Genomic DNA, 18,319 nt, shown 5'->3' with positions numbered 1-18,319 from the left:
GGGCAAATGTTGATAGAAAACCGTGCATCATCCATTGCATGCGCCTCGTAGAGGTGCAATAGAGCAAATATTTGTGATGAAAATACAATCCCCATAATTACTAAACCGGAAAACCCATTTGTTCTCTGTTATAAAAAACTCTGCGTTTTAGCGTCTCAGCGTTGTATTTCACCACATAAGGCACATAAGATTTCACCACAAAGGGCGCAATGGTTGCACAATGAGCGCAATGGGTATGGTGAATTACTTTTTATAAGCGTTTCGCCCCTCGTCCCCCCGTTAGCGCGACTTTGCAATTCGTGCTTTTACGTTCTTTGCAAGCCAGGCTGTAGAGCCGAGTGTCAATCCCTTAAACCAGTACCCCAGCTCGGCGAAGTTTGCAACTTCGTCGAGCTGGGGGATTACGGGTTAATCTGGTGCGTTTGGCGATTCCCCCTTGGCTTCGACGTGAGTGTTCGACTGAGCTCACACCGAAGTCTCAGCCGAATGGGGCCAGGGGTGAGTGAAGGAGACACTTCAGATTTGGCTTGACACTAGTAAAATAAATATTACAGAAAACATCGAACAATCATTATTTTCTCAGTTAATCCCGACAAATTTCATTTTCTTTGCATAAAATTTTAAAGGCAACAAACGTTGGTTGGTAAAAGTAATTTGAGTTTTATGCTTAGAGACTGTTTAAATTTGTATAGAATAAAATAAATAGATTTTTAGATGCTAGATTTTTAGACCGACAGACAAGACAAAATTGAAAACCAGTTGTATCTATTCATGTGTTTTTAATTTGTTCTTTAGATGTCACATGGAACTCGCCAAATAATTACACCCATGCTTATCAAAGCATTTGGTGTGGCTCGTTTCATCTTTCTTAACTATTCTATCTGTCTAAATTCTAAAGATCTATAATCTATAAAAATCTTTAGAAACTAAGTTTAAACAGTTACTTAATCTTGACATACCAACGTGTTTTATGAAATACATAGTTTTGTGTCTTAGCGCCTCCGCGTTCAGACTAATTAAATAAATGCGCTCAATATAAATGGAACGATTGATTACTTCGAATCTGAAACTTGGAATCATTGCCGGGGGACAACTTGCAAAAATGTTGATTCAGGAAGCCAGTAAATGGGACATCGCAACATATGTACTGGATAGGGAGAAGGATTGTCCGGCAGGCAGCATCGCTTCATGCCTGGTAAGCGGAAGCCAGACCGACTTTGATGATGTATATAATTTCGGCAAAATGGTTGATGTTTTAACCTATGAGATGGAAAATATCAACATAGACGCGTTAAAGAAATTAAAATCAGAAGGCGTAGTTATTAAACCCGACCCTGATGTGTTGGAAATGATACAGGATAAGGGGTTGCAAAAGGAATTTTACAGTACGAATGGCATTCCCACTTCTCCATATGTTTTTGTTGATGGAGCCGATGAGATTAATGAAAAGATTAAAACAGGGGAAATAGAATTTCCCTTTGTACAAAAAATCAGAAAAGGAGGCTACGATGGTCAAGGCGTTGCGGTGGTAAATAGCCCGGGAGAACTTGGTAAAACCCTGAATGGAGCATCCATTATAGAAAATAAAATTGATATCGATAAGGAAATAGCAGTGATTGCCGCACGCAATGGAAATGGCGATATCAGCTGTTTTCCTGTCGTGGAGATGGTGTTTAACGACAAAGCCAACTTGGTTGATAAACTTATCTGTCCGTCAACCATCACAACCGGGCAAGCTGAGAAAGCCATTGGCATGGCTTCTCAAATCATTGGCTTATTAAATATGGAAGGTTTGCTGGCTGTTGAGTTTTTTGTCGATAAGAACGGGGAGGTGATTGTAAACGAAATGGCTCCACGCCCACACAACAGCGGACACCATTCCATCGAAAGCATCATAACCTCGCAGTTTGAACAGCATCTGAGGTCGATTTTAAACCTGCCGTTGGGAAGCACCCAATTAAAGCTTCCGGCTGTTATGCTTAACATCATTGGTGAAGAAGGGTGTCAGGGAATGGTGAAATATGAAGGACTTACCGAAAGCATGGCAATTCCCGGAGTTAAAGTTCATCTATACGGGAAAAAAGAGACCCGCCCATTCAGAAAAATGGGACATGTTACCATCCTGTCGGAGAATATGAATGATGCATTGAAAAAAGCAGACAAAGTAAAGGAATTATTAAAAGTAAAATCATGGGAAAAAAAGTAGTAAGCATCGTAATGGGTTCCGATTCGGATTTGCCTGTTATGAACCAGGCAGCTGAAATGCTGGAACTTTTCGGAGTAGGATATGAACTGGACATAGTTTCAGCCCACCGTACACCCGAAAAGATGTATGATTTTGCTTCCAATGCCCATAAACGCGGCATACAAGTAATTATAGCCGGAGCCGGTGGTGCCGCGCACCTTCCGGGGATGGTTGCAGCCATTACTCCGCTTCCGGTAATTGGCGTACCTGTAAAATCGAGTAATTCTATCGACGGCTGGGATTCGGTATTGTCTATTCTACAAATGCCCGGCGGAGTACCTGTTGCTACCGTGGCACTCAATGGCGCTAAAAATGCCGGTATTTTGGCTGCACAAATCGTAGCAGCAAACAACCAGGAAATTCTTCAGAAAATCATTGATTATAAAGAAGACTTGAAAAATCAGGTCATTGTAAAATCTGAAAAGGTTAAGCGGTAATTCCCTGGTTAGATACCTTCATCACATATTTATTTCAATTGCTGTCGCCCATTCAGGGCTGTGGTTTTGTTGTTTCATTATCCCGGGGCTGTACCCGGGTTATTGATTAAAGCCTTCAGGGTTAGTATAACTATTTTGGCCAAAAACATCATAGCCCCAATGAATAGCCTCGAATGTGTCAAAGAATAACTATGTAACAATTATTTAATTTTTTGTTATGACGTATTTTTGCGTCATATATTTTTATGACGTAAATTTACGTCATAAAAATATATGGGAAGATTTGTAGTTCATTTACTTGACAAGCACATCAAATCTAAAGTTCAATATGATATGGCTAACTTAACTAAAAATACTTTTTCTGCTGATTTGATTCGTCAGGCCAAATTTTTTAAAGCCTTATCGCATCCGGCGCGTTTATCAATTCTTCAATATCTGGCTGAAACTAAAACATGTATCACCGGAGATATTGCGGATGAACTGCCCTTAAGCAGAACCACTGTTAATCAGCATTTAAAGGAATTAAAAGAGGTCGGACTGATAGTTGGAACCGTTGAAGGGGTAAAAACCAATTATTGTCTCAACACTCAGGCCATTAAAGATTTTAAAACGTCCGCCATTTCGTTTCTCGGGGATTTAAATATTGATACAATAAACTGTAAAAAATAGAAATATGAAGATTTTAATTTTATGTACCGGCAACTCCTGCCGCAGCCAAATGGCTCATGGCTTTATGGCATCGTTTGATAAGAGGCTGAACGTATGTTCAGCCGGAACTGAGGCTTCCGGCAGACTTAACCAGAGTGCGGTAAAAGCCATGAAAGAAATTGGCATCGACATCAGTCAACACACTTCTGATTCGGTAGAAAAATACCTAGGCGAAGAATGGGATTATGTGATTACCGTGTGCGGCGGAGCCAATGAAGCTTGTCCTGCCTTTATGGGAAAAGTTAAAAAGCGATTGCACATTGGTTTTGACGACCCATCACATGCTACCGGAACTGATGAGTTCATTTGGAGTGAGTTTATTCGTGTGCGTGATGAGATAAAAGAGGGATTTTATAAACTATATAAAGAAGAAATTCAATTGAAACTATGAAACCGGAAGAGTTGAAACTTGTGGTTCGGGATAAGTACAGCCAGATTGCATCGCAATCTGGAAACACATCGTGCTGTGGTCCTTCTTACGATTGTTGCGGTGTTGATTACACCATTTTTAGTGAAAACTATACTTTGTTAAAAGGATATAACCCCGATGCTGATTTGAGATTAGGATGTGGTACACCTACAGAATTTGCAGGGATACAGGAAGACCAACATGTTCTTGACCTTGGAAGTGGAGCCGGTAACGATTGTTTTGTGGCTCGTGCCATTGTTGGTGAAAAGGGACGGGTTATCGGACTTGATTTTTCGGCAGAGATGCTGGTAAAAGCTAAGAATAATGCACAGAAACTGGATTTCCAAAATATTGAGTTTGTCGAAGGGGATATTGAAGATATGCCATTGGCAAGTAACCAGTTTGATGTGGTCATTTCCAATTGTGTTCTCAATTTGGTTCCCGATAAAACCAAAGCATTTTCTGAAATAAAGAGGGTACTTAAACCAGGGGGTCATTTCTGTGTGTCGGATGTGGTGATTAAAGGACAATTACCCGAACAACTGCAATCTGATGCGGAAATGTATGCAGGTTGTGTATCCGGGGCCATACAAATGGAGGATTACTTAAACATCATCAGAAGTGCCGGATTCGAAAAAATAACAGTACATAAACAACGTACCATCGACATCCCACAGGATACTCTAAAAAAATCTCTTTCAGATAAAGAGATTAAAGGATTTCAGGATGGTTCAACAGGTATTATCTCTATTACCATAAGTGGTTGGACGGTAATTTAATTTCCAGGATTGAACACATTCAACTTACGAATATTAAATAGGATTAATTTAATACATTTAAAATTAATACGATGACTGAACCCGTAAAGAAAGTTACGATTCCGGCTCAACCAAAAAGAACCATTGGCTTTTTTGAAAAATATCTTACCATTTGGGTGGCTTTGGGTATTATTGCCGGGATTGTAATTGGCCATTTTTTAGGCGATAATATTGAATTGGTTAGAAATCTGGAAATTGCAAAAGTAAATATTCCTGTTGCCATTCTTATTTGGTTCATGATTTATCCCATGATGCTGCAGGTGGATTTTACCAGTATTAAAAAAATAGGTAGAAAACCCAGAGGGGTGGTATGGACAATAATTATAAACTGGTTAATTAAACCATTTACGATGGCCTTTTTTGCCTGGCTGTTTTTCACTCAACTCTATCAGGCATGGGTTAATCCTGAGGAGGCTTATTACTACATTGCAGGAGCTATTATACTGGGAGCCGCCCCATGTACTGCCATGGTATTTGTATGGTCTTACCTGTCTGATGGGGATCCAAATTACACTTTGGTACAGGTTTCGATTAATGACATTATTGTTCTTGTGGCATTTATTCCTATTGTAGGATTGCTTTTGGAATTAACCGGTGTTATGTTGCCAGATGTGGAACGTTTTCAGGTTCCTTATGATACTTTGGCAGCAAGTGTGATCGTTTTTGTGGTTGTGCCTTTGGTAGCTGGCGTTATTACCCAACGCATTTTAATTAAATCACGAGGAGTTGATTGGTTTAAGAAAGTATTTTTACCAAAGCTTAAACCGATCAGTATTGCGGCACTTTTACTGACATTGGTGTTGCTTTTTTCTTTTCAGGGATACAGGATAGTGGAACGTCCTCTCATTATTTTGTTAATTGCTGTGCCATTGATTATTCAAACATATTTTATATTTTTTGTTGCCTGGTACGGTGGTAAAAGACTCAAATTGAAATATGCTGTTTGTGCTCCTTCTGCTATGATTGGTGCAAGTAACTTTTTTGAGTTGGCTGTTGCTGTTGCCATTGCACTATTTGGTTTTGATGGAGTGATGGGAGGTGCAGCATTGGTAACCGTGGTCGGTGTTTTAGTGGAGGTGCCAATTATGTTATCATTGGTAGCATTTGCAAATAAGAAGAAGTATTAAGAATGTTAGGCAGATGGCAGGAGGTGTGGGGCACTGAGATTTATGAATAGTTCCCCGCTTTCTGAAGTTGATAGATTTGTTGTTAATCCACCCTCGCGGAGGCGACAGGAATAAAATACGATTTCTTATTTTTAAAATTCCCATAACCAATACAAATTTTTATGGAACTTACACCAAATGCCATACATAAGATAAAAGAAATGCTTGAAGGCAAAAAAAGTGAAGTTGCTTTTATTCGTGTCGCAGTTGAAGAGAACAAAAACAACCCTGGCATCAGATTTACTGTAGAATCAAGAAAAAAAGTAAACGATAAAATTATTTCTATCGAAGGGATTCCCCTGGTAATGGACATGGAAACTGAAAGGACTCTTTCAGGATATATAATTAATTACAAATTAAATGGTTTCACGGTAGATTTTATGCTCCCCGGTGGAAGGTGTTGCAGGTGAATGAAAGTGGTCTGCAATAACTTCATATCGCAAAAAATGGTTTCCGTTGCTAAATATTCATAAACTAAATTCGAGGTAAGTAACGGGATTGCATAGAAGCAAGTATTATTTCGTTAAGGGATAATGTATTTATTGAGCCTGTTAAGATTAATCATATGAAATAGCAGGTTTTACTAATTGCTATTATTTAGGTAATAGTTTATAGTGGATATTTGAGAACGCCCTGTGTCCAATCGATTCATGATGGCACGAATTACAATCCATTTGCCCAAACGAATTGTCTAATTTTCCGGTTTTTCCATGACAGGCAACACATGAATTAGCAGATTCATTTGCATATTTATTTCCAACATAATTGCCTGCTTTTATTTCATTTAGTGCAGTCACAACTTTTGCAGTCACATCGCATGAGAGCCTTCTACAACGTTCTTTCCGTTCATTACTGTCCACCTTCACACCTGCCTTTTTGCTCCAGGAAGTATTGGATACATGACACAGGACGGAATCGGTGGAAAATGCCGGGAGAATAAAATCATGCGCAGGTATTTTAGGGATGAATACCGGGAGCGGAGTTTGTTCGTACCATTGAAAAATGTCGGTAACAATTCTGTCGCGTACGTTTCTTTCGGAAACGAAGAGACCCAAAACAGCCGCTGCACCGTTTAGTGCTCCGCAAATTGAGCCATATCCTCCTATCCCACCATGTCCGTAGCGAAACAAATGTAATGGGAAACTCCTGTACGGTTCTCCATATTTTTCGGCCAGTTGCATTACAACGCTTCCCACAACAGCATACATGCAACTCCCGTTGCTGTATTGCTCATAAGCAATATTTGCTGTAGTTTGCGGATCCAGAATCTCATAATCCCATGAATCGCCTGCCTGTATATATTCTACTTTAAATGGGTCATTGTTGGCCTGGTAATCAGGTTTAAAAAGTCTGGAAAGTGCAAATAAGCCAACCGCACCTCCAGTCAATGTGCCTAAACTCGCTTTGATTGCTCTCCTCCTGTTCATCGTCACAATTATTTTATTTAAAACAAAGATCCATAAATCAATCCTGAAGCTGTAGCCATAATCACCACCAGCAACACAAAAACTAAAGTTTTTTGAGTTCCCATCACACTGCGTATAACAAGCATGTTGGGTAATGATAACGATGGCCCGGCAAGAAGTAATGCCAGCGCAGGACCTTTCCCCATTCCCGATGCCATTAAACCTTGCAAAATAGGGACTTCAGTTAATGTAGCGAAATACATAAACGCTCCCAAAACGGATGCAAACAGATTGGCCCATATAGAATTGCCACCAACTAAAGATGAAACCCAATGGTCGGGAATAATTCCGGGCATAGATACATCATCATAGGTGCTTCCCAGTAAAAATCCGGCAATGACAACTCCAATGGCCAACATTGGCATGATTTGTTTGGCAAAATCCCAGGTGGCTAAAGTCCATTCACGGTTTTCTTCGTCTTGTTTGTCCAGCAAAGTGATAATACTTAAAACTGATACACCTACAATCATTGGTACTAAAGGCGATGTGGTTAAAAAAGCAGACGCTGCGGTAATGATTCCTCCTGCAACGACCCATTGCCATTTGATTTTCAGTACGTAAATCAGTGAGTAAACCAACATAAGAGAGAAAAACCCGGTAAGATTCCATTTATTGGCCCATATCCAGTACCATGGTCCATCAGTTACTCCTTCACCCGGTCTTCCCCAGTTGGCAAAAACCAAAATAAGAACCAATGTAAAAAAGTGAAAAGAGGTCTGCCACATGGGGCGTTTTTCCGGAACTTCCGGTATGTTCATCTGTTCCTCCTTTTTCTGTTTCTCCTCTTTACGATAGATAAAAGACATCACCAGTCCGATAACAATGGCAAATGTAACGGCTCCAATGACCCTGGCAACACCCATTTCAAAACCTAAAATTCGGGCAGTTAAAATAATGGCCAATATATTTATGGCGGGACCCGAATAGAGAAAAGCTACGGCAGGCCCCAATCCTGCACCTCTTTTATGGATACTTGAAAATAGCGGCAATATGGTGCAACTGCAAACTGCGAGAATGGTTCCTGATACCGATGCCACAGTATATGCCAGCCATTTTTTGGCGTTGGCGCCAAAATATTTGAGTACAGCAGCCTGACTTACAAATACAGAAATTACACCGGCAATAAAAAAAGCGGGCAAAAGACACAAAATCACATGTTCCTGAGCATACCATCTGGTTAAATCCAGTGTGGCCGCAATGGCATCCTGAAAACGTTCACTTTCCAATGGCATATAAAAGGCTCCCAGGAAAACCACTACAATCCAAAAAAGGATTTTTAGTTCTTTCTTTAATTCCATTTATTTAGTTTTTACGATGTTCATTCCCTAACCGAAACGCATGTTTCAGTGTTAATAATAATATATATAATTGTAATTTAAACGTTTAGATAGTCAAGTAAGACTACTTATAATAATCAGATTTTTAGTTTAATTCCCTAAATTTTTCCGGCACCAGTAATACCGAAACATCTGAATTTCTGGCTACCTTATAACTAACACTTCCAATAAAGACATTGGCAAAATACCCTCGCCCCTGACTACCCATTACAATGAGTGAATAACCTTGATGCGCTTCATTTATTATCTCCTGAGCGGGAATTCCAAAAGGAATTTTTATTTCAATGTTTGTAGCACCCAATCTTTCCAAACGCTCTTTGCGAAGCATCAAACGTTCGTTGTCAATATGGTTAAATTCTTCCAATTTATGATCCAGATGTCCGGAAATTCGCCCTTTGTCCTGTACATGCATTAAAGTGATGTTTTTGGCTCCATCTTTTACCAGTTCTTCCAGATATTCAAATGCATACATAGAAATGTCTGAAAAATCGGTGGCAAAAAGTATTTTCTCTTTCAGGTTGCCTGTGGCAGCCTGAAAACCAGATTCATCACCTTTAATCCGTAAAAAAAGCAGTGGTTTTTCATGGCTATTTAAAATTTCCGATGCCACACCGCCAAGCCTGAACAACTGATGGGTAAAAGCACTGCTTCCGTGCGATCCGAGCACTACGATGGATATATTCTTTTCTTTACAAATTCGTTTTATTTCTTCAGAGGGAATTCCGTTTGCCAGTTCAAGCGTTACATTGAACCCCTCTTTTTTTAACAGTTCCTGCTGTCGTTCCAAATCCGGCTTTATTTGTTGGCGAACAATTTCTGAAACTTCATCTTTTTCCTTGAATCCGAGCGCATAAAAAAGCACCACCTCTTTTATTTCAAGTGTTTTTAGGTTGTCCATGCATCCAATAATGGCATCTGAAACGTGAGAAAGATCGCTGGCTATTAAAACTCTTTTAAACATGGGTGTAGATTTAGTTTGAATTTAATTCAAAAAAAAGACTACTGCTTTACTCTTATAAATAAATCAGCCAGATGTAGTAAAGTCCGACCAGAATAAATATTACAGCTGCTATTCTTCTGAACCAAAACTCGAAGGTTTTAATTTTATTGTACATTTTTCCTACACTCGAAACGCTGAATGTTAGCACCCAGGCGAATATAATGACAGGTAATCCTGTGGCTATGGCAAAAACCACCGGTAAAAGGTAGCCGATGTTTGACGATACGGACAATGGAATCAATCCCCCAAAGTAGATTACACCACTATAAGGGCAAAATGCCAAAGCAAAGACAATTCCCAAAAGTAAAGAACTCCACCAGCTTCCCTTTTTTGTTTTACTCTCCATTTTGTCGGACAAACCGCCAGTTAGAGAAAAGTTGAATTTTATAAAATCCAACATAAAAATTCCAATAACAATCAGAAGAGGACCTATAAAAAGTTCTCCATAATTTCCAATGGCTCGCTGAATTTGAAAAATACTGGAACCCTGTTTAAGTATTAGTATTAGAATAATCCCTAATACCGTGTAACTGATGGTTCGTCCTAATGTATATACCAAGCCATTGATAAAGGTTTTTCTTTTATCCTGAATATCCTTGCTGATAAATCCAATGGCTGAAATATTTGTTGCCAAAGGGCAGGGACTGACGGCAGTCATCAGCCCCAGAATAAATGCGGTAAATAGAGGAAACTGTGTATTGTCTGCAAGACTTTGCAAAAACTCCATAATGATTATTGGTTGTCGTTTACACTTGCAACTAATTTGCTCTCAAACTCTTCACTATTTCGGGATCTTAAATAGGTTCTTGCGTCGGCAGAAATGTCTTTAAAGTTTTCTGTATCTCCGTTTTTGACTATAATAACGGTTTGAGAACGGGCGTTGAATTTTTGAACCAAATCAGCGTTTGCAGGATCGGCCAGACGTACTTCTTTAAAGATGACTTCTGAAGCTTCAAAATTACTTTCTACCATCGATTTAATGTCGTTTTGGAGCAAGTCACAAGCTCTGGCCATACAACAACCCAAATTGGCTTTGAAATAAAGGACTTCTGTTTTTTGTGCCATAGTTGCCATCCCACTCATTAAGGCGATGGCTGCGATTAAAATTAATTTTCTCATAATTTCGATATGTTTTTACCACGGATTACACAGATAATCACGGATTTTTTTCAAACTTAAACAATAAGGAATAAAACTTTACGCATTATAAATTCACAGATAAGTCCTCTGAAACATATAAACGGGATGATATCAATTTGTGCAAATCTGTGTGATTTGTGGTGCACCTGTTATTTTAAAAATGGAGAATTATTTATCTAAAAACTTTTTTGTTTCTTTTACAACAAGACTTTTGAGTCCTTCCGGATTATTCATTACCAATGCAAAGGCCTGGTCTGTTAAATTGGTATGATCATCTTCAGTTGCAATAACCACACTGCTCCAAGCGATTTCATATTTCTCGGCCAAATCAGAGTTGGCTCTGTCAGAAAAGTCCACTTCAAGGAAAACCACTTCGGGGTTTTCCTTGAAATTCTCTTTAATAGTAGTTTGGACAACCTCCTGAATATTAACACATGTTTGGCATCGCATACGTCCGTGAAAATAATATACCAACACCTTCGCCTCATCAGCATCACTCACAGATGTTGTTTTTTGACTGCTTTGACCCGATTGAGTCTGTCCGCAAGAAATAGCTGCCAATACAACCATTATTGCCAATAAAAATCTTTTAATCATGTTTTTATCAATTTAGATGTTTTTGGTTAGCGTGATTATAGCTCTTAAACCTTCCTTAGCTATCAATCCAACAAATCTTTAACCTTGAAAAAAGCCTTTTATTAACTTTTGGGCTTTTTCCCAGTTATCCGGATTTATGCAGTATTTTATAAAAGGAGGTTCTACTTCACCCTGAATGAGTCCCGCATATTTTAGCTCTTTTAGATGTTGCGATAAAGTGGAACGTCCAATAGGCAGCTCTTCAACCAAGTCCCCACTATAACAGCAGGAGTCCATTTGCGAGAGTTTTTTTAAAATATAAACTCTAACCGGATGGCTCATGGCTTTCATAAGACGTGCCACGCCTTCTATTTCTGTATCAAAAGGGGCTTTTTTAAGCGTTTGCACCATCTCCAATTAGTTTTTTTAGCTCATCTTTTGAGGGAACACGCCCTTTTACCACAACTTTCCCATTTACCACAACTGCAGGTGTTGAAACAATGTTATAAGACATGATCTCCATGATGTCCTCAACTTTTGTAACAGTTGCATCCAGTTGAAGCTCTTCAACTGCTTCACGAGTTGCTTTTTCAAGGGTCTTGCATTTTGCACAACCCGGACCTAATACTTTAATTTCTGTTGCCATAGTTTTATTTTGTATTTTTACGTTACGCAAAATAACGAAATGAGTTTCAATTAAAAAATATTTTTAGCTGATTTTATTCAATTTACTTCTCCCAGGCAATGATTTTCCTTAGAATGATTACTTTGTCTCCGTCATCATATTCAGTGGAGAAGCCATATTTTTTGCAGATGTATTCAAATGTCTTATCATGAAAAAAACAGACATGGGTTTGGTCACGCATGTACCACCAATCAGCCAGATTGGTGTCATCTTTCCATCGATGAGTCATGACGGTAAGAATTCCGCTGGGAATAAGCAGAGAAGTAATCAGATTTAACTCTTGGGATGGATGCGAAAAGTGTTCAAAAGTTTCTGTAGAGATCACAAAATCCAGCCGTTCATCTGGTAGTTCAGGGAAAAAAATGGGATCGTAATGGTAACACTCAGCACTGGTTTCTTCTAACATTTTTGCCAAAACAGGTTCCGGCCCACAGCCAAAATCCAGACCCACCATATGTTTATCAATGTAATTGCGAGATGGTTCCAATGCCTGATTAAGAGAGTCAACATATCCTTCACATTCAGAGTTGTTGTGGTGGTGGTTGTAGCGCAATTCCTCTTCGTTTGGAGTTGGATGAAATGACTGATCTTTGTATATCAGATAACATGACGGGCATTTCCAGAAAAGGATGTCGTTAATCCCTATAAATGAAGTAGATTCTTGATTTTTACAAAGTGGGCAAGTCATACAGTTCTATTATTATTGCAGATATAAGCATCTGACTAAATTTTGCAGGACAAAACTACTTGTTTTCGAAGAAAAACAAGCAATAAATTACTTGTTTTTCAGGTAAATATTCCCAAAAAACATTAACAGATTTCACATTTAAATCTTTCAAGAATAAATGGAATTGGTTGCAATTTTACATTGAAAGTCTGGTTATACTAGAAACACTGAAAAAACTTTTCACATCCAAAATTGTTAAATAGGGAAAAGCAATGCTATGTTCCAAAGATTCAAACTTCCATACATTGTTCTAATGCTGAGTGTTATCTCTTTAACATTGGATGCACAGAATCCCTATTATGATTTCTTTGAGGAGTCGCAAAATATTACGAATAAAGGGATGTACGTTCTTGGAACATGGGCTGTTGCCAATATTGCTCTTGGGGTAAACGGCTGGATTCAATCCTCTGGAGAGCAGAAATATTTTCATCAGATGAACACCTTGTGGAATGGTGTAAATCTGACCATCGCAACCTGGTCGTTGGCCTCAAATTATGGAAGAGATATTGCGGGGATGGATGCACAGGAAATGATTTCACATGTCACAGGCCTGGAAAATCTGTTGTTAATAAATGCCGGGTTGGATTTATTGTATATTGCCGGAGGATTTGTGATGCGCCATCAGAGCAGAAATTCCGAAAAACGAGCCGATTTGCTTAAGGGATACGGTAATTCGGTCATATTGCAAGGTGGTTTTCTTCTTGTTTTCGACTTGATTTTATATGGTGTTATTAACAGCCATAAATCAAATTTTCTAAACGATATTGAGTTATCAATGAGTCCAGGGATGGGACAACTGACTTTTAGTTTCTAAGAGGTGAAGTTTTACTCATCAATCGGAAAAATCATCAAAAATTCGGCGCCTCCGCCATCACGGTCGGTGATTGAAATGGTGCCCTGATGTTTTTCAATGACTCCCTGGGTAATTGCCAGTCCAATTCCCAGTCCAAAATCGCCACCGGCGGTTTTGGTTGTAAAACTAGGTTGAAATATTTTTTTCTTTATTTTGTCAGGTACACCCGGTCCGTCATCGGCTATTTTTACCCAAACAAGATCGTTCGCTGAATTCACCCCACATGAAATATAGAGGTTTCCACTATCATTCATAGCATCACATGCATTTATTATCAGGTTTGTCCAAACCTGATTGAGCTCCCCAACAAAACAGTTAATCAGAGGAATCTCTTCCAAATTGAGATGTACTTTTACACTTTTAAGTCTGTGTCCGAGTATTTGTAGTGTTTCACGTATGCCATTTCGAATGTCCGTCATTTCAGGACTTTTCCCCGATTGACGGCTGTAGCTCTTAAGACTTTTTACCAAAAACTCAATTCTGCTGGTTGACAGACGTATTCCATTGAGAAACAGCCCCGATTGGTATGCATCTATGAGTAGGTTTAGCAGCTCTTGTTGTGATTTTTTGCCTGAATAAGGCATAAGCCTTTCTATCAAATCATCGTTCATCTCAGCCACCATCCTGATTTTACTTCTCTGTAAATGAGAAAAAACACCTGCCAGGCTTTTCATTCGCCCACGCTGTTCAATCGAATCAGCGTACTCCCTGCTGAGACCGGCGTCAAAAAAGTATCTGATTTCGGTGGTGCTTGGAAACTTTGCAGAGCTCTCTACCAACTGCGACAGGTTTTGTGATAAATAATCCACTGAACGCAGCAGGGCAGAAGCCGGATTATTTATTTCATGTGCCAGACCTGCGGTGAGTTCCCCTAATGTGGCCATCTTTTCCTGGGAAATGTATGCATTTCGGGTTCTCTCTAACTCCTTGATGGTCTTCCGAAGTTGGTTTTTCTCCTTTTCAAGCTCTCTGGTTAGCTTGGCTACCTCTAGGTGAAGTCCCAGCATGTTGCGATAACGTTCAGCCAGATTTGAGAAAATCAGGCCATTGAGTGTTCTGCTTATTTCCGGATACTTTGTGTAGAAAAGGTCGAAGTTATTATGATCAAAAGCCAGGGTTTTTACCTGGCTCTGAGCTTTTATGGTAATAAAAATTGGTTCACCTGTCTGGAATGAGAGCAGTCCGCAAAATTCACCCGGCCCAAGCAATCCAATATCTGCAGTTATGTCCTCTCCTTCCTTGTGCTGGCTGACTTCTCCTTCCAAAACTACGTAGAGCGTTTTGTTTGGCATGCCTTCCTCAAGAAGGACCTCACCTTCCTCAAAGGTTTTCAGCAAACTTTTCAGCAACTCCGACTCAGTGATTAACTGATTGATATTTTGAACAAATATCTCCTTATCATAAAGAGAGCGGGTGCTCTCTTCTGTAAGATGCAATGAGCCCTGTTTTTTGGAAGAATTCATTTTCTGCTACTGATTCAAAAACTAATAGTTCGCTAATCTTTTTTTACTTAGTTATCAAGCATATATAAATCTTCAGTCAAGTCATTCAGTTAGCTGATAATAAGAAATTTACTTGTATTTAATCCCACTGAGCGGGACTTCACTGTGCTCAGTATCTTACATCTAATAATCTATAAGTCTAACAATCTACCGACAAGACAGTGATTAAATATACCCCTTTGACCTGATTGCTTCCTGCAACTTCTCCTGGTTCAGAACTGATAAATATGGAAGCAGGTCATCTTCAGTTTCAATAACAAAGTCGGTTAATTCATCAATGACTATTTTAAGCAGTTCTTCTTTTTTCCAAGGTTTGGAAACATACTGATTGAGCCGTGCTTTGTTTACAGCCTGTATGGTATCATCCAGCCCTGCCTGGCCGGTTAGCAATATTTTTCTGGTACTTTGAGTGAACTCATCTTTTTGCATTTCAACGAGAAGGTCAACTCCTTTATCGCCCGGCATGATGTGGTCGCACAAAATGAGTCCAATTCGGTTTCCGTCTTCCTTTATTTCATTGATTAATTGGCGTGCATCATTGGCCGAGGCGGCTCCCTCAATGGGGAAGAATTCTTCCAATTGCTCTAAATCACGAATAACAACATCAAGCACTTGTGGCTCATCCTCAACGCAAATAATATAGATATCAGACATAGTTCGCAGTTTTTAGTTAATAATGAAAGGCCAATATAGTTGCGACAGTACTAATGTAGCAACAATTCCAATTAATCCAATAACAATTCCCACCTTCACCATATCGGGTGTTTTAATAAAACCAGTGCTCATGGCAATGGCATTTGGCGGTGTGGATATTGGAAGTAACATAGCCATGTTACAAGCTGCAGCAATGGCTAAACTGGATATGACCAAACTAAAACCTTCACCTGCAATGCCTGACGTACCCATGCTGATTGCCAGTGGAATCACTAAGGTTGCGGTAACAGTATTCGAAAGAAAATTTGATAGGTTTAATGCAACCAATCCAAATACACCCAATAGTACAATCTGAGGAAAAGCATCCCATGAAATGCTTGAAACCAGCCACATGGCAAGACCTGTATTTTCCATGCTGATACCGAGGGCAATACCTCCGGCCACCAGCCAAAGAACTTCCCAGGGTAAAGAGCGGATATCCTCCTGCTTCATTACCCCGGTAACGGTTAAGCCTGCTATTGGGAGAAAAGCCACCATAGAGCTTGGGATGCCGTGTACCGACTCGGTAAACCAGAGCAAAACCGTTGCGGCAAAAAGAAGATACAGTATAATGGCCGGGCGTGATTTGTTAAAATCCACTTTAAGTGAAAGCTTAAACTCGCGTAGTTTAGTAGGGAAAAGGAATCTCATTGTTAACCAGGCTAAAAACAGAAGCAAAATGACAAGGGGGAGCATCATCACTACCCATGTGCCAAATTCTATGTTAATTCCTTGCTGACCCAGATTGGCAATTGCTATGGCATTGGGTGGCGTTCCAATGGGCGTGGCCATACCTCCAATATTTGCGGCAATGGGAATACACAAGGCTAAAACTATTCTAAATTTATCCTCTCTGGCTACCTGGGCAACTATGGGAATGGCCACTGTCATCATCATGGCGGTTGTTGCAGTGTTACTCATAAATGCTGACAGAGTTGCTGTAACAACCATCAAACCCAAAACAATAAAACCAGGCTTTGTGCCAAATGGTTTTAGTAATACTGAAGTTAGGTTTTTGTCGAGATTGTATTTTACCGCTGCGCCTGCCAGCATAAAACCTCCTAAAAACAGAATGATGATGGGGCTGGCCAGTGTCCCAAAGAATAGAGAAAATGAGACCGGTTTATACCCAACCAGTTTATGGTTGGCATTACTGACAATTTTCGCGTCTGTTTGTAGTTCGTTGCTTCTTATCTCAACCCAATCGGCGCGGTCTAGTATTTTAACATCAATGGCAGTATAGTTTCTGCTATCATTAGCTATGTATATTCTCTCACCATCGACTGCTTCAGCTGGTACCAGCCATGAGTCGCTCGTATGTTGCTTTGCAGTTGTGGTTGGCAAGCTGGCATCGGAAAAAATAACCCCTTGCTGACTCAGGAGTACTACCTGAAGGAAGATAACCAGCATGGATGTTGAGTAGATGGGAATGGTCTCGAACATCCAAAAGACGGCAGCCATAAGAAAAATACCCAAGGCAATATGCCCGGCATATGACAGTCCGCTGAACGTAAAGAACAGGGGCAAACAGAATCCGATAATTCCGAGTATCAGACCTGTAAGAAACTTAATTTGATTTGATTTTTGTTTGCTTTTTCCGGGCATGTTGCGCTATTTTTTTAAAGCGCAAATTTACAAAACTAACAGTTAGCTTAACGTTTTTGTGACAAACAATTAACCGTAAAAAAAAGGAAATTAGCTTAACTTTCTTTAATTGACTGCCAGGCTTTTTTTAAAACCGTCATAATCCACAAAAAAATGTCGGATAAGATGTCGTTCAAACTATAATTATTCTTTTTGAGGTCATTGAAACATCGTTGGGTTTCAAATTCTTTGGATGCCTGCTTATATTAATGCAGTAGTTTTTAACCCTTCTCTTTCAAACGACTTTCAATATCCATATTTTGATGCAGTATTCTTATGATTTCTATGATATTATCTTCTGCTATTTTGAAGAAAATCAAATGAGATTTAACTTTAGTCATTCTATATCCAACTCGAACATGATCAATTCTTTGGCATAAGTCAAAACCATCTACAATATATTCAATCTCGTTAATTATCAAATTATGATACCTATCTGCTTGTTCTCTTGACCATTTATTTAAAGTGTAAACCCAAATCTTCTCCAAATCAGAAATGGCCTTTTTACTTATCCGATATTTTTTAGTCATAAATATCTTTGATGTAAATCTGTGAGATGTTTGCCGGCATTAAAATTCTCAACCATTTGGCTGTTTTCTCCTTCAATCAAAGCATTTCTTAATTCGTTAAGTTTCTTTTCTTCAGCTTCTAAAAGCCTTAAAGCTGAACGAACAACTTCGCTCGCAGAACTGTACTTTCCAGAGGCAACAGATGAATTTATGAAATCTTCAAAATGTGCGCCTATTGATATTGATGTGTTCTTTCCCATTTTTTAATATTATTATCCAATGCCTAAGTTACCAAAAGCTGGTAACAAAATCAAACAAAATTTTGAGAATGGTTAGGTGTTTAGTTTAGAATGTTACATACATCCGATTTCCCAAAGGAGAAAGTCTGCTCGTGCCAAGTCAAC

The 18,319-nt window shown here is 39.2% G+C and carries 22 protein-coding genes; 8 read left to right on the top strand and 14 right to left on the bottom strand.

Going from position 1 to position 18,319, the window contains the following annotated elements:
- The first annotated feature begins 1,039 nt into the window (after positions 1 to 1,039).
- The 7 genes from EV194_RS08855 to EV194_RS08825 all read left to right on the top strand — a co-directional run bounded on the left by EV194_RS08855 (position 1,040) and on the right by EV194_RS08825 (position 6,193).
- Positions 1,040 to 2,206 carry a 5-(carboxyamino)imidazole ribonucleotide synthase gene (locus EV194_RS08855; protein ID WP_132433682.1) on the top strand — a complete coding sequence of 389 codons (1,167 nt, stop codon included), beginning with the start codon at positions 1,040 to 1,042 and terminating at the stop codon, positions 2,204 to 2,206.
- Positions 2,191 to 2,682 carry a 5-(carboxyamino)imidazole ribonucleotide mutase gene (gene purE / locus EV194_RS08850; RefSeq protein WP_132433681.1) on the top strand — a complete coding sequence of 164 codons (492 nt, stop codon included), beginning with the start codon at positions 2,191 to 2,193 and terminating at the stop codon, positions 2,680 to 2,682. The genes EV194_RS08855 and purE overlap by 16 nt, the downstream gene beginning before the upstream one ends.
- A 273-nt stretch (positions 2,683 to 2,955) precedes the next feature.
- Complete coding sequence (locus EV194_RS08845; RefSeq protein ID WP_243699371.1) at positions 2,956 to 3,351, top strand: ArsR/SmtB family transcription factor; 396 nt, start codon at positions 2,956 to 2,958, stop codon at positions 3,349 to 3,351.
- Positions 3,352 to 3,355: 4 nt separating this feature from the next.
- On the top strand, positions 3,356 to 3,781 hold the full coding sequence (locus tag EV194_RS08840) for an arsenate reductase ArsC (RefSeq protein WP_132433680.1): 426 nt from the start codon (positions 3,356 to 3,358) through the stop codon (positions 3,779 to 3,781).
- Entirely contained in the window at positions 3,778 to 4,578 is an 801-nt protein-coding gene (gene arsM, locus EV194_RS08835; RefSeq protein WP_132433679.1) for an arsenite methyltransferase, read from the top strand. The genes EV194_RS08840 and arsM overlap by 4 nt, the downstream gene beginning before the upstream one ends.
- Positions 4,579 to 4,649: 71 nt before the next feature.
- On the top strand, positions 4,650 to 5,744 hold the full coding sequence (gene arsB, locus EV194_RS08830; protein WP_132433678.1) for an ACR3 family arsenite efflux transporter: 1,095 nt from the start codon (positions 4,650 to 4,652) through the stop codon (positions 5,742 to 5,744).
- 161 nt (positions 5,745 to 5,905) lie between these two features.
- A complete protein-coding gene (locus tag EV194_RS08825) occupies positions 5,906 to 6,193 on the top strand; it encodes an iron-sulfur cluster assembly accessory protein (RefSeq protein ID WP_132433677.1) in 288 nt (95 codons plus the stop codon).
- Between the two features lie 183 nt (positions 6,194 to 6,376).
- Here the strand turns inward: EV194_RS08825 and EV194_RS08820 are convergent, their stop codons facing one another.
- From EV194_RS08820 to EV194_RS08780, 9 genes are all read right to left on the bottom strand, one after another.
- Positions 6,377 to 7,210, bottom strand: a complete 834-nt coding sequence (locus EV194_RS08820; protein ID WP_132433676.1) for a C-GCAxxG-C-C family (seleno)protein — start codon at positions 7,208 to 7,210, stop codon at positions 6,377 to 6,379.
- 17 nt (positions 7,211 to 7,227) lie between these two features.
- Positions 7,228 to 8,547: a permease gene (locus EV194_RS08815; protein ID WP_132433675.1), complete on the bottom strand. Its 1,320-nt coding sequence runs from the start codon at positions 8,545 to 8,547 to the stop codon at positions 7,228 to 7,230.
- Between the two features lie 124 nt (positions 8,548 to 8,671).
- The gene (locus tag EV194_RS08810; protein WP_132433674.1) at positions 8,672 to 9,547 is read right to left on the bottom strand and encodes a universal stress protein; all 876 of its coding nucleotides are present in this window, start codon (positions 9,545 to 9,547) and stop codon (positions 8,672 to 8,674) included.
- A 52-nt stretch (positions 9,548 to 9,599) separates the two neighbouring features.
- Positions 9,600 to 10,313, bottom strand: coding sequence for an aromatic aminobenezylarsenical efflux permease ArsG family transporter (locus EV194_RS08805; protein ID WP_132433673.1), 714 nt, complete (start codon positions 10,311 to 10,313; stop codon positions 9,600 to 9,602).
- A 5-nt stretch (positions 10,314 to 10,318) separates the two neighbouring features.
- Positions 10,319 to 10,705, bottom strand: coding sequence for a hypothetical protein (locus tag EV194_RS08800; protein ID WP_132433672.1), 387 nt, complete (start codon positions 10,703 to 10,705; stop codon positions 10,319 to 10,321).
- A gap of 189 nt (positions 10,706 to 10,894) precedes the next feature.
- Entirely contained in the window at positions 10,895 to 11,323 is a 429-nt protein-coding gene (locus EV194_RS08795) for a nitrophenyl compound nitroreductase subunit ArsF family protein (protein ID WP_132433671.1), read from the bottom strand.
- Between the two features lie 78 nt (positions 11,324 to 11,401).
- On the bottom strand, positions 11,402 to 11,713 hold the full coding sequence (locus EV194_RS08790) for an ArsR/SmtB family transcription factor (protein ID WP_132433670.1): 312 nt from the start codon (positions 11,711 to 11,713) through the stop codon (positions 11,402 to 11,404).
- Positions 11,697 to 11,948, bottom strand: coding sequence for a thioredoxin family protein (locus EV194_RS08785; protein ID WP_132433669.1), 252 nt, complete (start codon positions 11,946 to 11,948; stop codon positions 11,697 to 11,699). Before EV194_RS08785 ends, EV194_RS08790 begins: the two co-directional genes overlap by 17 nt.
- A gap of 82 nt (positions 11,949 to 12,030) precedes the next feature.
- Complete coding sequence (locus EV194_RS08780; RefSeq protein ID WP_132433668.1) at positions 12,031 to 12,675, bottom strand: class I SAM-dependent methyltransferase; 645 nt, start codon at positions 12,673 to 12,675, stop codon at positions 12,031 to 12,033.
- Between the two features lie 256 nt (positions 12,676 to 12,931).
- Between EV194_RS08780 and EV194_RS08775 the strand changes: the two genes are divergently transcribed.
- On the top strand, positions 12,932 to 13,528 hold the full coding sequence (locus EV194_RS08775; RefSeq protein WP_132433667.1) for a DUF6992 family protein: 597 nt from the start codon (positions 12,932 to 12,934) through the stop codon (positions 13,526 to 13,528).
- A gap of 11 nt (positions 13,529 to 13,539) precedes the next feature.
- Here EV194_RS08775 and EV194_RS08770 read toward each other — a convergent pair whose 3' ends face one another.
- The 5 genes from EV194_RS08770 to EV194_RS08750 form a co-directional block, all read right to left on the bottom strand.
- The gene (locus tag EV194_RS08770) at positions 13,540 to 15,030 is read right to left on the bottom strand and encodes an ATP-binding protein (protein ID WP_132433666.1); all 1,491 of its coding nucleotides are present in this window, start codon (positions 15,028 to 15,030) and stop codon (positions 13,540 to 13,542) included.
- Between the two features lie 204 nt (positions 15,031 to 15,234).
- On the bottom strand, positions 15,235 to 15,723 hold the full coding sequence (locus EV194_RS08765) for a response regulator (RefSeq protein WP_132433665.1): 489 nt from the start codon (positions 15,721 to 15,723) through the stop codon (positions 15,235 to 15,237).
- 12 nt (positions 15,724 to 15,735) lie between these two features.
- Positions 15,736 to 17,367, bottom strand: a complete 1,632-nt coding sequence (locus EV194_RS08760; RefSeq protein ID WP_132433664.1) for an SLC13 family permease — start codon at positions 17,365 to 17,367, stop codon at positions 15,736 to 15,738.
- 260 nt (positions 17,368 to 17,627) lie between these two features.
- Positions 17,628 to 17,936, bottom strand: a complete 309-nt coding sequence (locus tag EV194_RS08755) for a type II toxin-antitoxin system RelE/ParE family toxin (RefSeq protein ID WP_132433663.1) — start codon at positions 17,934 to 17,936, stop codon at positions 17,628 to 17,630.
- Complete coding sequence (locus EV194_RS08750; protein ID WP_132433662.1) at positions 17,933 to 18,175, bottom strand: type II toxin-antitoxin system ParD family antitoxin; 243 nt, start codon at positions 18,173 to 18,175, stop codon at positions 17,933 to 17,935. The genes EV194_RS08755 and EV194_RS08750 overlap by 4 nt, the downstream gene beginning before the upstream one ends.
- Positions 18,176 to 18,319 lie beyond the last annotated feature (144 nt).

This window comes from Natronoflexus pectinivorans, from assembly GCF_004345615.1.
GTDB classification, from domain to species: Bacteria; Bacteroidota; Bacteroidia; order Bacteroidales; family Marinilabiliaceae; genus Natronoflexus; species Natronoflexus pectinivorans.
This window is presented reverse-complemented; position numbering and strand designations above follow the sequence as displayed.